This is a genomic window from Ensifer adhaerens (assembly GCF_000697965.2).
Lineage (GTDB): Bacteria > Pseudomonadota > Alphaproteobacteria > Rhizobiales > Rhizobiaceae > Ensifer > Ensifer adhaerens.
The window spans coordinates 1,099,462-1,115,570 of record NZ_CP015882.1 but is presented as its reverse complement, the minus strand read 5'-3'; the positions used below and the strand labels follow the sequence as shown (position 1 = coordinate 1,115,570).

The 16,109-nt window shown below is 62.6% G+C and carries 13 protein-coding genes; 9 read left to right on the top strand and 4 right to left on the bottom strand.

Annotation, left to right across the window (positions count from 1 at the left end; genetic code table 11):
- Position 1: 1 nt before the first annotated feature.
- Positions 2-958 (bottom strand): 4-hydroxythreonine-4-phosphate dehydrogenase PdxA, encoded by a 957-nt coding sequence (gene pdxA / locus FA04_RS32655; RefSeq protein ID WP_034796131.1) that lies wholly within the window; start codon positions 956-958, stop codon positions 2-4.
- The gene (locus FA04_RS32650; RefSeq protein ID WP_034796134.1) at positions 955-2,151 is read right to left on the bottom strand and encodes a sialidase family protein; all 1,197 of its coding nucleotides are present in this window, start codon (positions 2,149-2,151) and stop codon (positions 955-957) included. The genes pdxA and FA04_RS32650 overlap by 4 nt, the downstream gene beginning before the upstream one ends.
- Positions 2,152-2,381: 230 nt before the next feature.
- Here FA04_RS32650 and FA04_RS32645 point away from each other — a divergent pair, with 230 nt between their 5' ends.
- The 6 genes from FA04_RS32645 (at position 2,382) to FA04_RS32620 (ending at position 9,244) form a co-directional block, all read left to right on the top strand.
- The gene (locus FA04_RS32645; RefSeq protein WP_034796137.1) at positions 2,382-3,251 is read left to right on the top strand and encodes a DMT family transporter; all 870 of its coding nucleotides are present in this window, start codon (positions 2,382-2,384) and stop codon (positions 3,249-3,251) included.
- A 56-nt stretch (positions 3,252-3,307) separates the two neighbouring features.
- Positions 3,308-4,777 carry an ABC transporter substrate-binding protein gene (locus FA04_RS32640; protein WP_418235978.1) on the top strand — a complete coding sequence of 490 codons (1,470 nt, stop codon included), beginning with the start codon at positions 3,308-3,310 and terminating at the stop codon, positions 4,775-4,777.
- A gap of 87 nt (positions 4,778-4,864) precedes the next feature.
- Entirely contained in the window at positions 4,865-5,779 is a 915-nt protein-coding gene (locus FA04_RS32635) for an ABC transporter permease (protein ID WP_034796335.1), read from the top strand.
- Between the two features lie 10 nt (positions 5,780-5,789).
- Positions 5,790-6,713 carry an ABC transporter permease gene (locus tag FA04_RS32630; protein ID WP_034796145.1) on the top strand — a complete coding sequence of 308 codons (924 nt, stop codon included), beginning with the start codon at positions 5,790-5,792 and terminating at the stop codon, positions 6,711-6,713.
- Complete coding sequence (locus FA04_RS32625; RefSeq protein ID WP_034796160.1) at positions 6,706-8,325, top strand: ABC transporter ATP-binding protein; 1,620 nt, start codon at positions 6,706-6,708, stop codon at positions 8,323-8,325. The genes FA04_RS32630 and FA04_RS32625 overlap by 8 nt, the downstream gene beginning before the upstream one ends.
- A gap of 28 nt (positions 8,326-8,353) precedes the next feature.
- Positions 8,354-9,244 carry a dihydrodipicolinate synthase family protein gene (locus FA04_RS32620; RefSeq protein ID WP_034796163.1) on the top strand — a complete coding sequence of 297 codons (891 nt, stop codon included), beginning with the start codon at positions 8,354-8,356 and terminating at the stop codon, positions 9,242-9,244.
- 33 nt (positions 9,245-9,277) lie between these two features.
- Here FA04_RS32620 and FA04_RS32615 read toward each other — a convergent pair whose 3' ends face one another.
- Positions 9,278-11,293, bottom strand: coding sequence for a transcriptional regulator (locus FA04_RS32615; RefSeq protein WP_034796169.1), 2,016 nt, complete (start codon positions 11,291-11,293; stop codon positions 9,278-9,280).
- Between the two features lie 79 nt (positions 11,294-11,372).
- Here FA04_RS32615 and FA04_RS32610 point away from each other — a divergent pair, with 79 nt between their 5' ends.
- Positions 11,373-12,461: a PLP-dependent cysteine synthase family protein gene (locus FA04_RS32610; RefSeq protein ID WP_034796173.1), complete on the top strand. Its 1,089-nt coding sequence runs from the start codon at positions 11,373-11,375 to the stop codon at positions 12,459-12,461.
- Between the two features lie 38 nt (positions 12,462-12,499).
- Positions 12,500-13,975 carry a pyridoxal phosphate-dependent decarboxylase family protein gene (locus FA04_RS32605; protein ID WP_034796176.1) on the top strand — a complete coding sequence of 492 codons (1,476 nt, stop codon included), beginning with the start codon at positions 12,500-12,502 and terminating at the stop codon, positions 13,973-13,975.
- 57 nt (positions 13,976-14,032) lie between these two features.
- On the opposite strand, the gene FA04_RS32600 is transcribed toward FA04_RS32605, so the two are convergent.
- The gene (locus tag FA04_RS32600) at positions 14,033-14,836 is read right to left on the bottom strand and encodes a class I SAM-dependent methyltransferase (RefSeq protein WP_034796179.1); all 804 of its coding nucleotides are present in this window, start codon (positions 14,834-14,836) and stop codon (positions 14,033-14,035) included.
- Positions 14,837-14,940: 104 nt separating this feature from the next.
- Here FA04_RS32600 and FA04_RS32595 point away from each other — a divergent pair, with 104 nt between their 5' ends.
- Positions 14,941-16,074 carry an ABC transporter substrate-binding protein gene (locus FA04_RS32595; protein WP_034796194.1) on the top strand — a complete coding sequence of 378 codons (1,134 nt, stop codon included), beginning with the start codon at positions 14,941-14,943 and terminating at the stop codon, positions 16,072-16,074.
- The last annotated feature ends 35 nt before the right edge of the window (positions 16,075-16,109 follow it).

Sequence of the window (16,109 nt, the reverse complement as noted above, 5' to 3'; positions counted from 1 at the left end):
GTCATCCTCGCTTGGCGTCGCCTGCCACCAACTTGCGGGCATAGGCGATGGCGGAGTTCATGTTGCCGTGGTTGGCGATCCCCTTGCCGGCGATGTCGAAGGCCGTGCCGTGATCGACCGAGGTTCGGTCGATCGGCAGGTCCACCGAGACGTTCACGGCGGTGTCGAAGGCGACAAGCTTCACGGGGATGTGCCCTTGGTCGTGATACTGCGCGACCACGAGGTCGAAGGCGCCCGAATAGGCGCGATAGAACACCGTATCTGCTGAAATCGGTCCATAGGCATCGATGCCTTCCGCGCGTGCTTGCGCAACGGCCGGCACGATCTGGTCGTCATCCTCGGTGCCGAACAGGCCATTTTCGCCACAGTGGGGATTGATGCCGGCGACCGCGATTTTGGGCGCTACGTAGCCGATACGCTTCAAGTGAGCGTCGCCGGCGCGGATCGTGGCGAGCACCCGTTCCGTCGTCGAGCGTCGGATCGCCTCCTGCAGCGCCACGTGGGTGGAAACGTGGATAACCTTGAGGCGCTCGGAGGCAAGCAGCATGTAGGCAGCCTTGGAGCCCGTGAGGCTGCGCAGCATTCCGGTGTGGCCGTCATAGTGATGACCAGCAAGGTTTAGCGCTTCCTTGTTGATGGGCGCCGTGACGATGCAACCGATCACACCGGCTTCTGCATCGCGCACTGCCTTTTCGATGAAGCGAAAGGCCGCGTCGCCGGCGACAGGGCTCAGCTGTCCCCAGGCAAGCGGCGCACCTTCAATCGGCAGATCGACGACATGTCCGGTGAGATCAACCTCAAGGCCGAGAGCGGCGCGGGCCGCTTCGAGCGTCGCGAGATTGCCGTAGATCCGGACCGTATCGCGTTCTTGCGGCGACATGTCGGCCAGCGCGCGCACCGAAATCTCGGGGCCGACGCCGCACGGGTCGCCCATGGTTATGCCGATGATATTGCTCATGAAGGTCTCCGTTGGTCAGCGTGGTCCCAGCCAGGGGCCAGGCGGACATATTTGATGGCGCGCCGGTGGTAGGTGTAGGCAAGGTGCATGGCGCCGTCCGGCCCCTCCAGCAGCCAGGGATAGGACATCTCCTTGTTGCGGCCGTCGGTCGAGTCATTGGAAAGGCATGTCCCGGGGCCGTCCTCGATCAGCAGGCGCACGGGAAATGTCTTGCCGCCATCTTGAGAGAGGCAAAGAGAGACTGGCGCGCGCCGGACACCCCAGATCGGAACGCAACCGCCCGTGGGGTCGGCGTCCGGGCGGTTGTCGTCCTCGCCGAGCTCGTCATAAAGCGACGTGCGTCGTTCGGCGGTGTCGGCCGCGCTTACGGGGTTGCAGATCATCGCGATCCGGCCGTCTTTCAGACTGAGAGCGGCGATCGAGGAATTGTTGTTCGGGATGTCACTGGCCTCGGGCCTGGACCAGGAGCGGCCCTCATCGAGGCTCTCGGTCCTGTAGACCCAGTCGGCCTGCCGCCGGCGGAAAAAGGCAGCAAGACGGCCTTCGCCAAGCGACACCGGCGACATGTGCACGCAGCCAATGGACTGATCCAGTTCTTCCAGTTGCCAGGTCTCGCTCTGATTAAGCGAAATGCCGACGGCTGCCGTATCATGGCTGCCGTTCCACTTCTGCCCGGGGCGCTGAACGCAGCGAAAGATCGGCAGCAGCCACGCGCCGTCACCGCGCACCACGAGCGGCGCGCGGATGAAGCAGCCACGGGGAAGGTCCAGGTAACGGCCTTCGCCGGTCGCTAGTACCAGCGGATCGGAAGCATCGCGGCGGACCTCAGCCATCCGGATCCGGCACTCGTCCTGATTGCCTGAGGGTTGGGAGGTGTGAAAGAGCCACAACCTGCCATCGGGCGCAGTGAAGAGCACCGGGTTTTGCTCCGAATGCGCGGCATCGAAGCTCAGGCGCTGCGGCGGTCCCCATTGCGTCGCCCCCTTGGGCAGCACCGAAGCAAAGATGGAAATGTCCGATTTGCCCTCGAGCGTGCCGCCGAACCAGGCACAGGCGAGCGCGCCGTCTGAAAGCAGATGCAGGAAGGCTGCATGGTTCTGGATCATCGGCGACGGCAACAGCGCTTCCATACGCTCGGGCGACACGGTTTGAAGCAGGCCATTCATGCTGCGGGCGATTTCTTCAGGGTCCATGAGTTCCTCCTGTATGCTTCGAAAATCACCCAATTTTCAAAGTTGTCAAGTTTGATAAAGTTACAAATAGACATGTGCCCGTTTACTATGACGCATAACGCACTGATTTTACTGAAATATTAATTGTGATTATTTCGATACAAAATTTACATCGCGAATTAATTTGACAAACTTTGGTGAAAGGTGGATGGTCTGAACAAGCCGGCAAGAGGATGCCGGGAGGAGGTCTGATGCTGGAAGCCAGCCCGAAGGGGGCTAAGATGGCGGTCATGTTCGCGGTTGGTGCAGCGATCCTTGCTGCCGCCGACGCGGTGATCGTGCGGGCGCTGAACGGCGCCGTGCATCCTTTCGTCATCGGCTTCTTCCGCGCTTTCTTCGGCGCGCTCATCCTTCTGCCTTTTGTTGCCCTGCGCCCATCGGTGCTCAAGTCGAGCCACCCCTTGCGTCAGCATGCGGTCCGTGCCGGCTTCAAGCTGCTCGCCATGGTCGCCTTCTTCGCTGCCTTCAGCTGGGGGCCGCTTGCTGACGTGACGGCCATCGCTTTCATGTCGCCGATCTTCCTTTTGCACGGTGCCGCACTGGCGCTGGGCGAAAGGCCTGGCCCGGCTATGATCGGTGCGGTGGTGCTCGGTTTTGGCGGCGCGATGCTGATCATCGGCCCCTCGGGAACCGGCTTCAGTCTCGCCATCCTTCTCGCCCTCACTGGCGCGATGCTCCAGTCGACCATTCAGTTGATCCTGAAGTCCATGTCGAAGGGCGATAAGACCTCAACGCTGGTCGTCTGGAATCTCCTTTTGACCGTTCCGATCGCGCTTCTTTTCGCCTTGCCGTTCTGGACCATGCCTGGGGCGAGGGAGATGACGCTTCTGGCGCTGCAGGGTTTCGTGGGAACTGCCTGCATGGGTATGATGACCCATGCTTTTTCACTCGCGCCCGCCACGATCGTCGCGCCGGTCGATTTTTTGCGCTTGCCGCTCGTGGCGCTCGGCGGCTTCGCGCTTTTTGGCGAACAGATCGCCCTCACCACCCTTTGCGGCGGCGGGCTCATCGGTTGCGCGGCGCTAATTGCCGCGCGATCCGGAAAAGCAACATCCAGCTGAACGAATTTCACTAGGGAGGAAATGCCGTGAAGAAATTATTTGTCTTGAGTGCACTCATGTTGAGTTCGGCCCTGTCGCCCGCATTCGCCGGGTCCGGCCCCATTAAGATCGTGCTGGCCGAGGAGGCCGACCTGCTGGAGCCCTGCATGGCCACGCGCTCGAACATCGGCCGCGTCATCATGCAGAACGTCAGCGAAACGCTGACCGAACTCGACGTTCGCAGTGACAAGGGCGTCATGCCGCGCCTGGCCGAAAAATGGGAGCAGAACGAAGACAGCAGCTGGCGCTTCCACCTGCGCAAGGGCGTCAAGTTCTCCGACGGCACGACCTTTGACGCCAAGGACGTCAAGCACAGCTTCGATCGCATCATGAGCGACAAGAACACCTGTGAATCGCGCCGCTACTTCGGCGGCATCACGGTGACCCCGACGGTCGTCGACGACTACACCATCGATTTCAAGGCCGATCCGGTTCAGCCGATCCTGCCGCTGCTGATGTCTCTCGTCACGATCGTGCCGGAGGAAACGCCGCTTGAGTTCGTGCGCGAACCGGTCGGCACCGGTCCGTACAAGCTGACCAACTGGACGCCGGGCCAGCAGATCGTGCTGACCAGCCGTGACGACTATTGGGGCGCAAAGCCCGAAGTGACGGAAGCCACCTATCTGTTCCGCGCCGACCCGTCGGTGCGCGCAGCCATGGTGCAGACCGGCGAAGCCGACCTTTCGCCGTCGATCTCGCAGCTCGATGCCACGAACCCGGCAACGGACTTTTCCTACCTCGACAGCGAAACCGTCTACCTGCGCATCGATCACAACATCGAACCGCTGAACGACGTTCGTGTCCGCCGCGCGCTCAACGTCGCCATCGACCGCCAGGCCTTCCTCGGTACCCTGGTTCCCGAAAGTGCATTGCTCGCCACCGCGATCGTGCCGCCACCGACGCTTGGCTGGAACCCCGACGTAAAGGTCTTCCCCTACGATCCGGAAGGCGCAAAGAAGCTGCTTGAGGAAGCCAAGGCCGATGGCGTCAAAGTCGACACGCCCATCACCATCATCGCCCGTTCTGCAAACTTTCCGAACGTGACCGAGATCATGGAGGCCATTCAGGCGCAGCTTGAGGAAGTCGGCTTCAAGGTCGAGCTGAAATTCGTCGAGGTCGCCGAGCACGAGCAGTACTATTCCAAGCCCTTCAAGCAAGGTCGCGGCCCGCAGATCGTTGCCGCCATGCACGACAATTCCAAGGGCGATCCGTCGTTCTCGATGTTCTTCAAATACGCAACCGAAGGCACCCAGTCCGGCTTCTCCGATCCGAAGGTCGACGACCTGATCAAGCGCGCGTCGGCTGCCGTCGGCGACGAGCGTGCCAAGCTCTGGTCGGAACTGATCGCCTATGTGCATGACGATGTCGTTGCCGACGTCCTGCTCTTCCACATGGTAGGCTTCTCCCGCGTTTCCGAGCGGCTCGAATTCAAGCCGACGATGGCGACCAACGGGACGCTGCAGCTCTCGGAGATCAAGATCAAGTAATCTGCCCTGGCGAACGACAGGTTCGCCAGTCACAACAGCAATCAAGGCGGTGGGATGATCCCGCCGCCGGATTTCTTCGAGGGCGCCATGCTGAAATTCGTTCGAAAACGCGCCGTGGCCAGTCTGATCTCGCTCGTCGGGCTGCTCGTCATGGTCTTCTTCCTGTCGCGGTTGACAGGTGATCCGGCCGCCTTGTTCCTGCCGGTCGAAGCCTCCGCAGAGATGAAGGCGCAATTCCGCGAGCTGCATGGCTTGAACGATCCAATGCTGGTGCAGTTCGGACGCTATGTCGGCGACGTCGTCACCGGCGATTTTGGCGAATCCCTGCGCAAGGCGCGTCCTGCTCTGGACGTGGTGCTTGAGGCCTTCACCTGGACGCTCTGGCTCGCAGTCATCACCATGACGCTGGTCGCTGGTGCTGCGATCGTCGTCGGTTCGCTTGCCGCCTTCCGCGCTGGAGGCTTCTTCGATCGGCTCTCCTCGCTGATCTCGCTGGTCGGCGCTTCCGTTCCCGATTTCTGGATCGCCATCGTCGCGATCGTCGTCTTTTCGGTAAACCTCGCCTGGCTGCCGACTTCGGGCACGGGGTCGCTGCTTCATTGGATCCTGCCGATCTCGGTTCTGTTCATCCGGCCTTTCGGCATCATCGTCCAAGTGGTGCGCGGCTCGATGATCGGGGCGCTTTCTTCGGCCTATGTGAAGACGGCGCGCGCCAAGGGCGTCAAATCCGGGCCGATCATCTTCGTGCATGCGCTGCGCAACGCCATGCTGCCGGTCATCACCGTCATTGGCGACCAGGCCGCGAGCCTTTTGAACGGCGCGGTCATCGTCGAGACGATCTTCGGGTTTCCGGGCGTCGGCAAGCTGATGATCGATTCCATCTTGCAGCGCGATTTCAACGTCGTGCTCGCCGCCATCCTCGTCACGGCGCTGGCGATCTTCCTCATGAACCTGCTGATCGATCTGGCCTACGCGCTGCTCGATCCGCGCATCCGGCACTGAGGAGGGGACCATGACCCTGCAGACCGCCGATACCGTTGTTACCGAAGAACCGCGCTTTGCGACCCGCATGTTCCGCATGCTGCTTGCCGACAAATTCGCGCTTTGCGCCGCGATCTTCCTGCTTTTCGTTCTCATCATCGCAATCATCGGGCCGACCTGGCTCGGCGATCTCGCGACCAAACAGAACCTTAGAGGCCGCAACGCCGTGCCTTTCGACTGGGAGCGCGGCTGGGTCTGGTGGATGGGGGCCGATGCCCTCGGGCGGCCGCTGCTTGCCCGCATCATCGTTGCCACCCAGAACACGCTGATGGTGGCCGCCGGTGCCGTCGCGCTTTCAGCAACCGTCGGCACCTTCCTCGGCCTTGTCGCCGGCTTTTCCTCGCCGCGCGTCAATCAGATCATCATGCGGCTCGCGGACGTGATCATGTCCTTTCCGTCGCTGCTGATCGCGGTCATCGTTCTCTATATTCTCGGCTCGTCGATCCTGAACCTCATGCTGGTGCTGGCGATCACACGCATCCCGGTTTACCTGCGAACCACACGCGCCGAAGTGCTGGAAATCCGTGAACGCATGTTCGTGCAGGCCGCGCGCGTGATGGGCGCATCAAGCAAGCGCATCCTGTTCCGCCACATTCTGCCTGTCGTGTTGCCGACGCTGACGACGCTTGCGACGCTCGACTTCGCCTATGTGATGCTGGCCGAAAGCGCGCTTTCGTTCCTCGGTATCGGCATCCAGCCGCCGGAAATCACCTGGGGCCTGATGATCTCGCAGGGACGTCAGTACCTCACCAACGCATGGTGGCTTTCGTTCTGGCCCGGCCTTGCGATCATCCTTACCACCATGTCGCTAAACCTCTTGTCGAACTGGCTGCGCATCGCGCTCGACCCAGTGCAGCGCTGGCGTCTTGAAATGAAAGGTCGCAAGAATGGCTGACCATCTCCTTGAAGTTCGCGACCTGTCGGTCGAATTCCACACCGCAGTCGGCGTCGTGAAAGCGGTCCGCAATATCTCCTACCATCTCGACCGTGGCGAGACGCTCGCAATCCTTGGCGAGAGCGGATCCGGCAAGTCGGTCTCCTCCTCGGCGATCATGAACCTGATCGACATGCCGCCGGGACGCATCAGCTCGGGCGAGATCCTGCTCGACGGCGTCGACCTGCTGCCAATGCCGGCGCAGGAAAGGCGAAAGGTCAACGGGCGCCGTATCGCCATGATCTTCCAGGACCCGCTGAGCCATCTTAACCCGGTCTATACCGTGGGCTGGCAGATCCGCGAGGCGCTCACCACCCACGGGACCGACGCCGCGAAAGCCGCTTCCGAGGCGTTGCGGCTGTTGACCCGGGTCGGCATCCCCGACCCGGAGCGCTCGCTCGACAAATATCCGCACGAATTCTCCGGCGGCCAGCGCCAGCGCGTCATGATTGCGATGGCATTGGCACTCAGGCCAGATCTCCTGATCGCCGATGAGCCGACGACGGCGCTCGACGTCACCGTGCAGGCCGAAGTGCTCGCGCTGCTTGAGGAATTGCAGCGAGAGACCGGCATGGCGGTCCTCATCATCACCCACGACCTCGGCGTGGTCGCGGAGATCGCCGATCGCGTGGTGGTGATGGAAAAAGGCGTTCTGGTCGAAGCCGGCACGGTGCGCGAGGTCTACAAGAACCCGCAGCATCCCTATACCAAGAAGCTGATTGCCGCCGCCCCAGGCAAGGGCGAGATGCATGTGCCAGCCGCTCGCGCCGAACCCGTTCTTTCAGTTCGCGACGTGCGCAAACGCTATGGTTCCTTCGAGGCGCTGAAGGGCCTGTCCTTCGACCTCATGCCCGGCGAGACCATGGCCGTCGTCGGCGAGAGCGGGTCAGGCAAGTCGACGCTGGCGCGCATCCTGCTTCGCCTCGACGAACCGGATAGTGGCAGCGCCTTGTGGAAGGGCCGCGACCTCTTCACGATGTCGCCCACGGAACTCTACAAGCTGCGCCGCGACCTGCAGATGGTCTTCCAGGACCCGACGCAGTCGCTCAATCCGCGTATGACCGTTTACCAGCTCATTTCCGAGGCCTGGGTCATTCATTCGGATATCTTGCCCAAGGCGAAATGGCGCGAGCGGGTGGCTGATCTTCTTGTGCAGGTCGGTCTCGGCCCGGAGCACATGGGCCGCTACCCACATCAGTTTTCCGGCGGCCAGCGCCAACGCATCGCAATTGCCCGCGCACTCGCACTCGAGCCGCAGCTGATCATCTGCGACGAGGCGGTCTCGGCGCTTGACGTTTCGGTGCAGGCGCAGGTGATCGCGCTGCTCGACCGGCTGCGCAAGGAAATGGGTATCGCCTTTATCTTCATCGCCCACGATCTGCCGGTGGTGCGCGACTTTGCCGACCACGTCATGGTCATGCAGAAGGGCAACATCGTCGAGCTTGGCACGGTGCGCGAGGTGTTCGACGCGCCGCAGCAAGACTATACGCGTGCGCTGCTTGCAGCCGGCCTCGACCCCGATCCCGACGTCCAGGCCGCTCATCGCGCCGCCCGTCTTCAGCGCGCGTCCTGAGGCGCCGTCCATTGAGAGGAAAATCCGCATGACCAAGCAAGCCTTCGTCGCCCTCGTGACCTGCTTCAACGACGACGAGACCATTAACTACCAGGCGACGCGCGCCCAGGTCCGCCGACAGGTCGCAGCCGGCAACAACATCATGTGCGCCGGAACCAACGGTGACTTCACCGCGCTGACATACGAGGAAAAGGTGCGCCTGACGGAGGAGGTGGTTGATGAGGTCGGCGGCCGCGTCAAGGTGATCGTCAATGCCGGCATGCCTGCCACCTTCGAGACAGTAAAACTCGCCCGAGAATTCGACCGGATCGGCGTCGACGGGATCGCAGTGATCACGCCGTTCTTCATTGCCTGCACCCAGGATGGCCTTGTCCGTCATTTCTCGACCGTCGCCGATGCCGTGAAGACGCCAGTCTACCTCTATGACATACCCGCCCGCACGCAGAACCATATCGAGCCCGACACGGCGCGCGCCCTTGCCGGCCACGGCAACATTGCCGGCATCAAGGATTCCGGCGGCGCGAAAGAAACTTTGGAAGCCTATCTGCAGATTGCCAACGAAGTCGATGGTTTCGAAGTCTACTCCGGCCCCGATCATCTCGTGCTCTGGGCACTGCAGAATGGTGCGGCTGGCTGCATCTCGGGCCTCGGCAACGCCATGCCGGATGTGCTTGCAGGTATCTTGAAGGCCTTCAATGCCGGCGACATTGTCGAAGCGCAGAAGCAGCAGGCAACCTTTGCTGCCTTTCGGACCGACCTCTATGCACTCGGCTTTGCCCCGGCGATGGTCAAGCGCGCCCTCTACCTGCAGGATGCATCTGTCGGCGCAAGCCGACAGCCAGCACTTCTGCCAAACAAGGCACAGGACGAACAGATCGCTGAAATCCTTGAACGATACCGCCTTCTCCAGCGGCTCTAAGACACGCAGGCGAATTTGGCCGGCACCGATCACTCAGGTCGCCAGCCCGATCAAGGCCGCCACTTGGCGATATCGGGCGATGACGTCGGGTGTGAAGTGGAAGGCGTCGAGGAAATTGTCCGTCCGGTAATCCGGCTTCTGCAGGCGGATGCGGGCCGCGTAGCTGCGAGCCTCACTGAGGCGTCCGGCGAGCGCAAGACAATGGGCTGCGATCGCGAGGATGTGCACATGCGCGTTCGGACGGGCTGCCGCCTTGATCGCCCAGTCTGCAGCCTCCTCGAAGGCGTCCAGCCGGATGAGGGCAATCGCGCGGGTGCCGAGCATGCCGAACAGCAGCGGGTCGTAGGGGCTCAAAAGCCGCGAGTAATCAGATGCGGTGATCGCCGCTGCGGGGTCGCCGGACTGCGCGTGCACGAAGGAGAGCGCATAGTGCCCGAGGGCGAAATTGGGGCTGAGAAGGACCGAGTGCTCCAGTGCGCGCACCGCCTGGTCGTGGTCTCCGGTCAGCCAGAGGGCACGCCCCATCGACCAGTGCGCGGCGGGGTTCTGATCGTCAACCAAGAGGCTCTGCCCGGCGGCCTTGAGCGCGTCCCGGGTCTCGCCGTCGCGGTCGCCCCAGCGCTGGAATGCCCTTTGCCAGTGGGTGAAGGACAGCCCGGCATGGGCGCGTGAGAAGGTTGGATCGAGGCGTGTCGAAAGGCGGAAGAACTCGGCGGCGCGCTCGTTTTCCTCGGCGGTGAAGCGAAACATGTGCCAGAGGCCGCGATGATAGGCCTCCCAGGCGTCGAGCGAATCCGGAGGCTTCAGGATCGCGCGGTTGCGCTCTTCGTTCTCGATTTCAGCGGCGATCGACGACACGATGCTGTTGCTGATCTCGTCGACGACGGCAAAGTGCTCGGCCGCGCGCGCCTCGAACCGCTCAGTCCAGACGATATGGGCGGTGGCCGCCTCTGCGACCTCCACGTTCACTGCGATCCCGAGTTCGTGCTGTTCCAGGAAGCCGGTGGCGACATAGTCGACGCCGAGCCGGCGGCCGATTTCCGGCAGTTCGAGCCCTTCGCCAGCGATGGCAAAAACAGAGCCTCGGGCAATAACGAAGAGACTGCGCAGGCGCGCCAGCTTGCTGATGACGTCATGCGCGACCGCGCTGCCGAGATCGTTCCGGCCCGCCCCGCCCGCGACAAGTTCGCGGAACGGCATGACGGCAATCGAGGCGCGGCGCGCGACCGTCACGTGGATGGGCTCGGAAGGTCTGCCAACACCGTCAGAAACGACGACGACCGCCGGTTGTCGGGACAGGGGCCTGAGGCGTTCCCATGCCTCTCGGATCGGCGCGAAGTCCTCGCCCTCATCGGCAAAGAGGCGCGCTGCCGCATCGAGATGCCGGTTGCAGGCGTCGCCCATCCGCCTGCGGGACAGTTCCGCCAGGAAGCGGAGATTTGCGTCTGCGTCGAGCGGCGCGAGGTCGAGCCATTGCCGGGCTGCCGGCAAGCCGTCCTCACCGCCGACGGGTGTTTTCTTGCCGATTTCTGCCGCGATCTCCAGCGCGTATAGGCGAAACTCGCTCCGCACCGATGTCAGCCAGTGCTCGAAGGCAGGGCTGTTGTCGATCTCGACCCCTTCGAGCAGATCGCCTCCGCATCGTCCAGCAATCGGCCGCAACGCCTCCAGATCGAGGTTTCCGATACCGCGCCGCCTTGCTTCCTGGATGTGGCGTGCGTCGATGTCACAGTCTTCGAGATCGAGTGAAATCCGGTCGTTAGCCGTGATCACGCGCTTGCGGCCATCCGTGTCCATGAGCAAGCGGATTTTGCTCAGGCTCCAGCGCAATTCACCGCGCGGATCGCTCGGCACTTGCCAGAGCAGATGGCAGAGCCGTTCCCGAGGAACCGAACCTGGCGTCAGGGCCAGATAAGCGAGCAGCGCGCGCACCTTGCGCGACGGCGGTAACGGCACGGCCACCCCGCGGCGCATGAGTTTCATCGGCCCGAGCAGCCGCAGTTCCAGCTCCTTTGCCGAAAAAACCACGTCCGGGCCATCCGTTTCCATGCGCACTCCCACGCCGGCTCCCACGCCAGCACTTTAGCATCCCTCGCCGAACCTAGCATCCGGAAGAGTGAGAGGACCCATGCCAAACAATTCTGGACTGAGAACCACGAGCGGCCGCGGGCGGCTTTTCGACAGCGTGCTGGAGACGATCGGCGACACGCCGGCGATCCGCGTCAACAATCTCGGCGTCGGCAACGCGACCATCTATGTCAAGGCGGAGTTCTTCAATCCGGCTTCGTCGGTGAAGGACAGGCTGGCGATTGCGATCATCGAGGAGGCCGAGCGCACAGGCAAGCTGAAGCCCGGACAGACCGTAGTCGAGGCCACCAGCGGTAACACCGGCATCGGACTGGCGATGGTCTGTGCGCAAAAAGGCTATCCGCTGGTTGTCACCATGGCCGATAGCTTCTCCGTCGAGCGCCGCCGGCTGATGCGCATGCTGGGCGCCAAGGTCGTTCTGACGCCGCGCGCCGAGAAGGGCCTGGGCATGTATCGCAAGGCGGTCGAACTCGCAGAGAAGAACGGATGGTTCCTCGCCCGGCAGTTCGAGACCACAGCCAACGCCGCGATCCACGAGGCGACGACCGGCCGGGAAATCGTCAACGACTTTGCCGGCTCCCGTCTTGATTACTTCGTCACAGGCTACGGCACCGGCGGCACGGTGGTTGGCGTCTCCCGGGTTTTGCGGCGTGAGCGTCCGGAGACGAAGATCGTGCTTGCCGAGCCCGCCAACGCGCAGTTGCTCGGCAGCGGTCATGCGCAACAGCGCGGAACGGGCGGTGCGCCGGCCGCCAGCCATCCCGCCTTCGAGCCGCATCCGATCCAGGGCTGGACACCGGACTTCATACCCGACGTCCTGCAGGAGGCGATTGACAACCGCTATTATGACGAACTCGTCCCCATTGCCGGTCCGAAGGCGATGGAATGGGCCAAGGCGCTCGCACAGAAAGAGGGCATCTTCACTGGCGTTTCGGGCGGCGCGACCTTCGGCGTTGCGCGCCAGATCGCGGAGCACGCGCCGGCCGGCTCGGTGATCCTGTGCATGCTGCCTGACACAGGGGAGCGCTATCTGTCGACGCCGCTGTTCGAAACGATCCCGGCGGACATGGATGACGAGGAGATGGAGCTGTCGCGATCCACGCCCGGCTTCCAGCTCGCCGCCGAATAGGGAGAGGAAGGATGGGAGCGCGATCACCGAGGCAAAGCGTGGGAGCCTTCACGCAACCGGAACTCCTGGCTACGCTCGAGACCCTCGACCCACCCGATTGGTCGTCCGTCTCGGCGCTCGCCCACCGGATCATCGACGATGCCGTCGGCCATCTCGGCCGCGTGCGCGAGCGTCCGGTCTGGCAACCGCTGCCGGAGGAGATCGAAGCGCTGTACCAGGCGCCGGTCCCGGATCGGCCGACGCCCCTCGAGGACGTGTACCGACAGGTCAAGGACACGGTGCTCGCCTATCCAATGGGCAACATCCATCCACGGTTCTGGTCCTGGTACATGGGCTCCGGCAACTTCACCGGGGCGCTCGGCGATTTTCTCGCAGCGATCCAGGGTTCCAATCTCGGGGGCGGACGCCATGCCGCTGCCCTCGTCGACCAGCAGGTCGTCGGATGGCTGCGCGACATGATCGGCTTTCCCGAGGCAGCGAGCGGCACGCTGGTCAGCGGCGGTTCGGTGGCCAACCTCGTCGGGCTGACGGTTGCCCGCAACGCCATGGCGGGCATCGATCTGCGCGAAGAGGGCGTTGCGGCCCTCACGGAACCCATGCGCTTCTACGCCTCGGATCAGGTTCATTCCTGCCATCGCAAGGCGGTCGAGACGCTCGGCCTCGGCAACAAGGCACTTAGACGGATCCCGACCGATTCCCGTTACCGCATCGACCTTGAGGCGCTTCGCGCGGCGATCGCCGAGGATCGCGCGCGGGGCTTCAGGCCTGCCTGCGTCATTGGTACTGCCGGTACGGTCAATTCCGGTGCAGTAGACGATCTCACCGCCTTGGCCGGGATCGCCGCGGAGGAGAACCTGTGGTTCCACGTAGACGGGTGTATCGGAGCGCTGCTTTCGATCGCGCCCGAGAACGCCTGGCGCGTCAAGGGCATCGAGCGGGCGGATTCCGTCGCGCTCGACCCGCACAAATGGCTGCATGCCCCCTTTGAGGTCGGTTGCGCGCTTGTCCGGGACCGGGCAAAGCACCGGGAAACCTTTGCGGTGTCGCCGGAGTTTCTGCAGGGCATGCCGCGTGGCATCGCCTCCGGTCAGTGGCTTCACGAATTCGGCTTTCAGACCAGCCGCGGCTTTGCGGCGCTGAAGGTCTGGATGGCGCTGATGGAGCACGGCATCGCCAAGTTCGGCCGGCTGATCGACCAGAACGTCGCGCAGGCCGCCTTCCTCGCCGATCTCGTCCGTTCGAATCCGCCTCTGGAACTCATCGTTGAACCGGAGATCAACATCGTCTGCTTCCGCTATGCGCCCCAAGGTCTAAATGAGGAGCGACTGAAGGAGACCAACCTCGAGATCATGCTGCGCCTGCAGGAAACCGGCGTGGCGGCGCTTTCCGACACGACGATCCGGGGCAAGCATTGCCTGCGCGCAGCGATCTGCAATCATCGCACCCGCCCGGACGACCTGAACCTTTTAATCTCGGAGGTCCTGCGGATTGGCAGGGAGATTGCGCAGTCGTGAGCCTGGTCGTTTTTGCGCATGAACACAGTCACTGACTGCGTAGGGTTTGCCTCGACCCTAAGGTTTCGTCGCGCGAATGGCGTAGCGATGCTGCGACTGTCGCGCCAAGCCCTTGAAAAGGTTCCAATTCGCGGCCTGGGTGCGATGGATTTCGCGAAGGTCCCTGTCGATCGTAATCTCGGTGAAGCCGGCCTCGCGCAACAGCGCGACGACGGCCTCGGCGCGGGCGCCTTGTGCGAAATGCACGCGGGAGAGGATGCTGCGGTGCGTCGCCGTCATCTGCGGCGAACCGGTTGGCGTCTCAGCCTTGAACAGGCCGAGGCGCTGTCCCCATGTGCTGAGCTTGGAGAACAGCCGCTCGAGCGCGGTTGTATTGACGAAGTCGCCATCGACGATCAGCAACATGCCGCCGGGCTTCAGGACCCGTAGCCATTCGCCAAAGGCTGCGGCCGGGTCCACGAGCGTCCAGACCAGATGCCGGTTGACGATTACATCGTAGTGGTTGTCGGGCTCCATGGTATTTTCGGCGTCGCCGAGGGCGAAGCGGATCGCTCGCCCGCGCTTGCGCGCCTTATCCCTGGCGCGTTCGAGCATCGGCTCGGCCCAGTCGAGGCCCTGCACCTTGAAGTCGAGTTCATCGAGAAGATGCGAGATGACGCCGGTGCCACTCGCAAGATCGAGCGCGGCACGCCCTGCGCCCGGCCCAAGGTGACGGAGAAACAGTTGATGCCAGGCCGCGCGTTCTTCCTCCGAGAAGATCTCGTGGCCCGGGGACAGATCGAAGGTTGCCGCGCGGTCCGACCAGTAGGCCTTGATTTCATCGCGCAGGTTGTAGTTCTGCCGCTCCGTCACATCGCTCATGTCGATACCGCTCGTTCCTGTTTGGAGGCGTTCTAAAAGATAAATGTTGACTAATAAAGTCATCAAACATTAGATCGCCTGAATTTTCCAGCGGAGCTAAAACAATGCGGTTTTTCAACAGGGTGGCTGCGGCCGCCGCAAGCCTTTGCGTGCTTTTTTCTACGGCAGCCTTCGCTGATGTCGTGACGTTGAGGGATGTCACGGGCCGCGATGTCGAGGTCAACGTACCCGTCGAGCACGTGATTCTCGGCGAAGGGCGGCAGATCTATTTCCTCGGCGCGCTCGACCGCGACGAGCCGTTCAAGCGCGTCGTCGGCTGGCGCGATGATCTGGCAAAGGCAGACCCTGAAAGCTATGCCGCCTATCTCGCAAAGTACCCTGAGATTGCCAAGCTGCCGACCTTCGGCGGCATGAAGGATGGCACCTTCGACATCGAGCAGGCGGTTGCCTTGAAACCCGATGTCGTTCTGATGAACGTCGACGCGAAGACGGCGACGGAGGAGGCTGGCTACATCGAGAAGCTTGCCAAGGTCGGTATCCCGCTCGTCTACGTCGATTTCCGCGAGAAGCCGATGGAAAACACCGAGCCGAGCATGCGCGTGATGGGCAAGCTTTTGGGAAAGGAAGAGAAGGCCGAGGGGTTCATCAAGTTTCGCGCCGAGAGCATCGCCAAGGTGACCGACGTTTTGGCGAAGGCCAATCCGAAGAAGCCGCTCGTTTTTGTCGAACGCGCCGGTGGTTACTCCGACGATTGCTGCATGTCTTTCGGTAACGAGAACTTCGGCAAGATGGTCGAGTTCGCCGGCGGCGTAAACATGGCAAAGGACATCATTCCCGGCACCTTCGGCGTGGTCAATCCGGAGCAGATCATCGCTGCCAATCCCGATCAGATCATCATCACCGGCGGCAACTGGCAGGGTTATGTGCCGGGTGGTGCCTGGGTTGGCGTCGGCTATGGCGCCGATGAGAAGGAAGCGGCCCGCAAGCTCGAAAACCTGACCAAGCGCCCGGCTTTCACCGGCGTTGAAGCCGTGAAAGACGGCCAGGTTCACGCCATCTGGCACCAGTTCTACAACAATCCCTACCAGTTCGTGGCCATCCAGCAGATCGCCAAGTGGCTGCACCCGGATCTCTTCGCGGACCTCGACCCGGAGGCGACGTTCAAGGAGTTGCATGAGCGCTTCCTGCCGCTTCCCTACAAGAGCGGCTACTTCGTCTCGCTGACGTCAGCCCAGTAAGCGCATCGACAGCTGGAGGAGGGGAGGACTCCGGC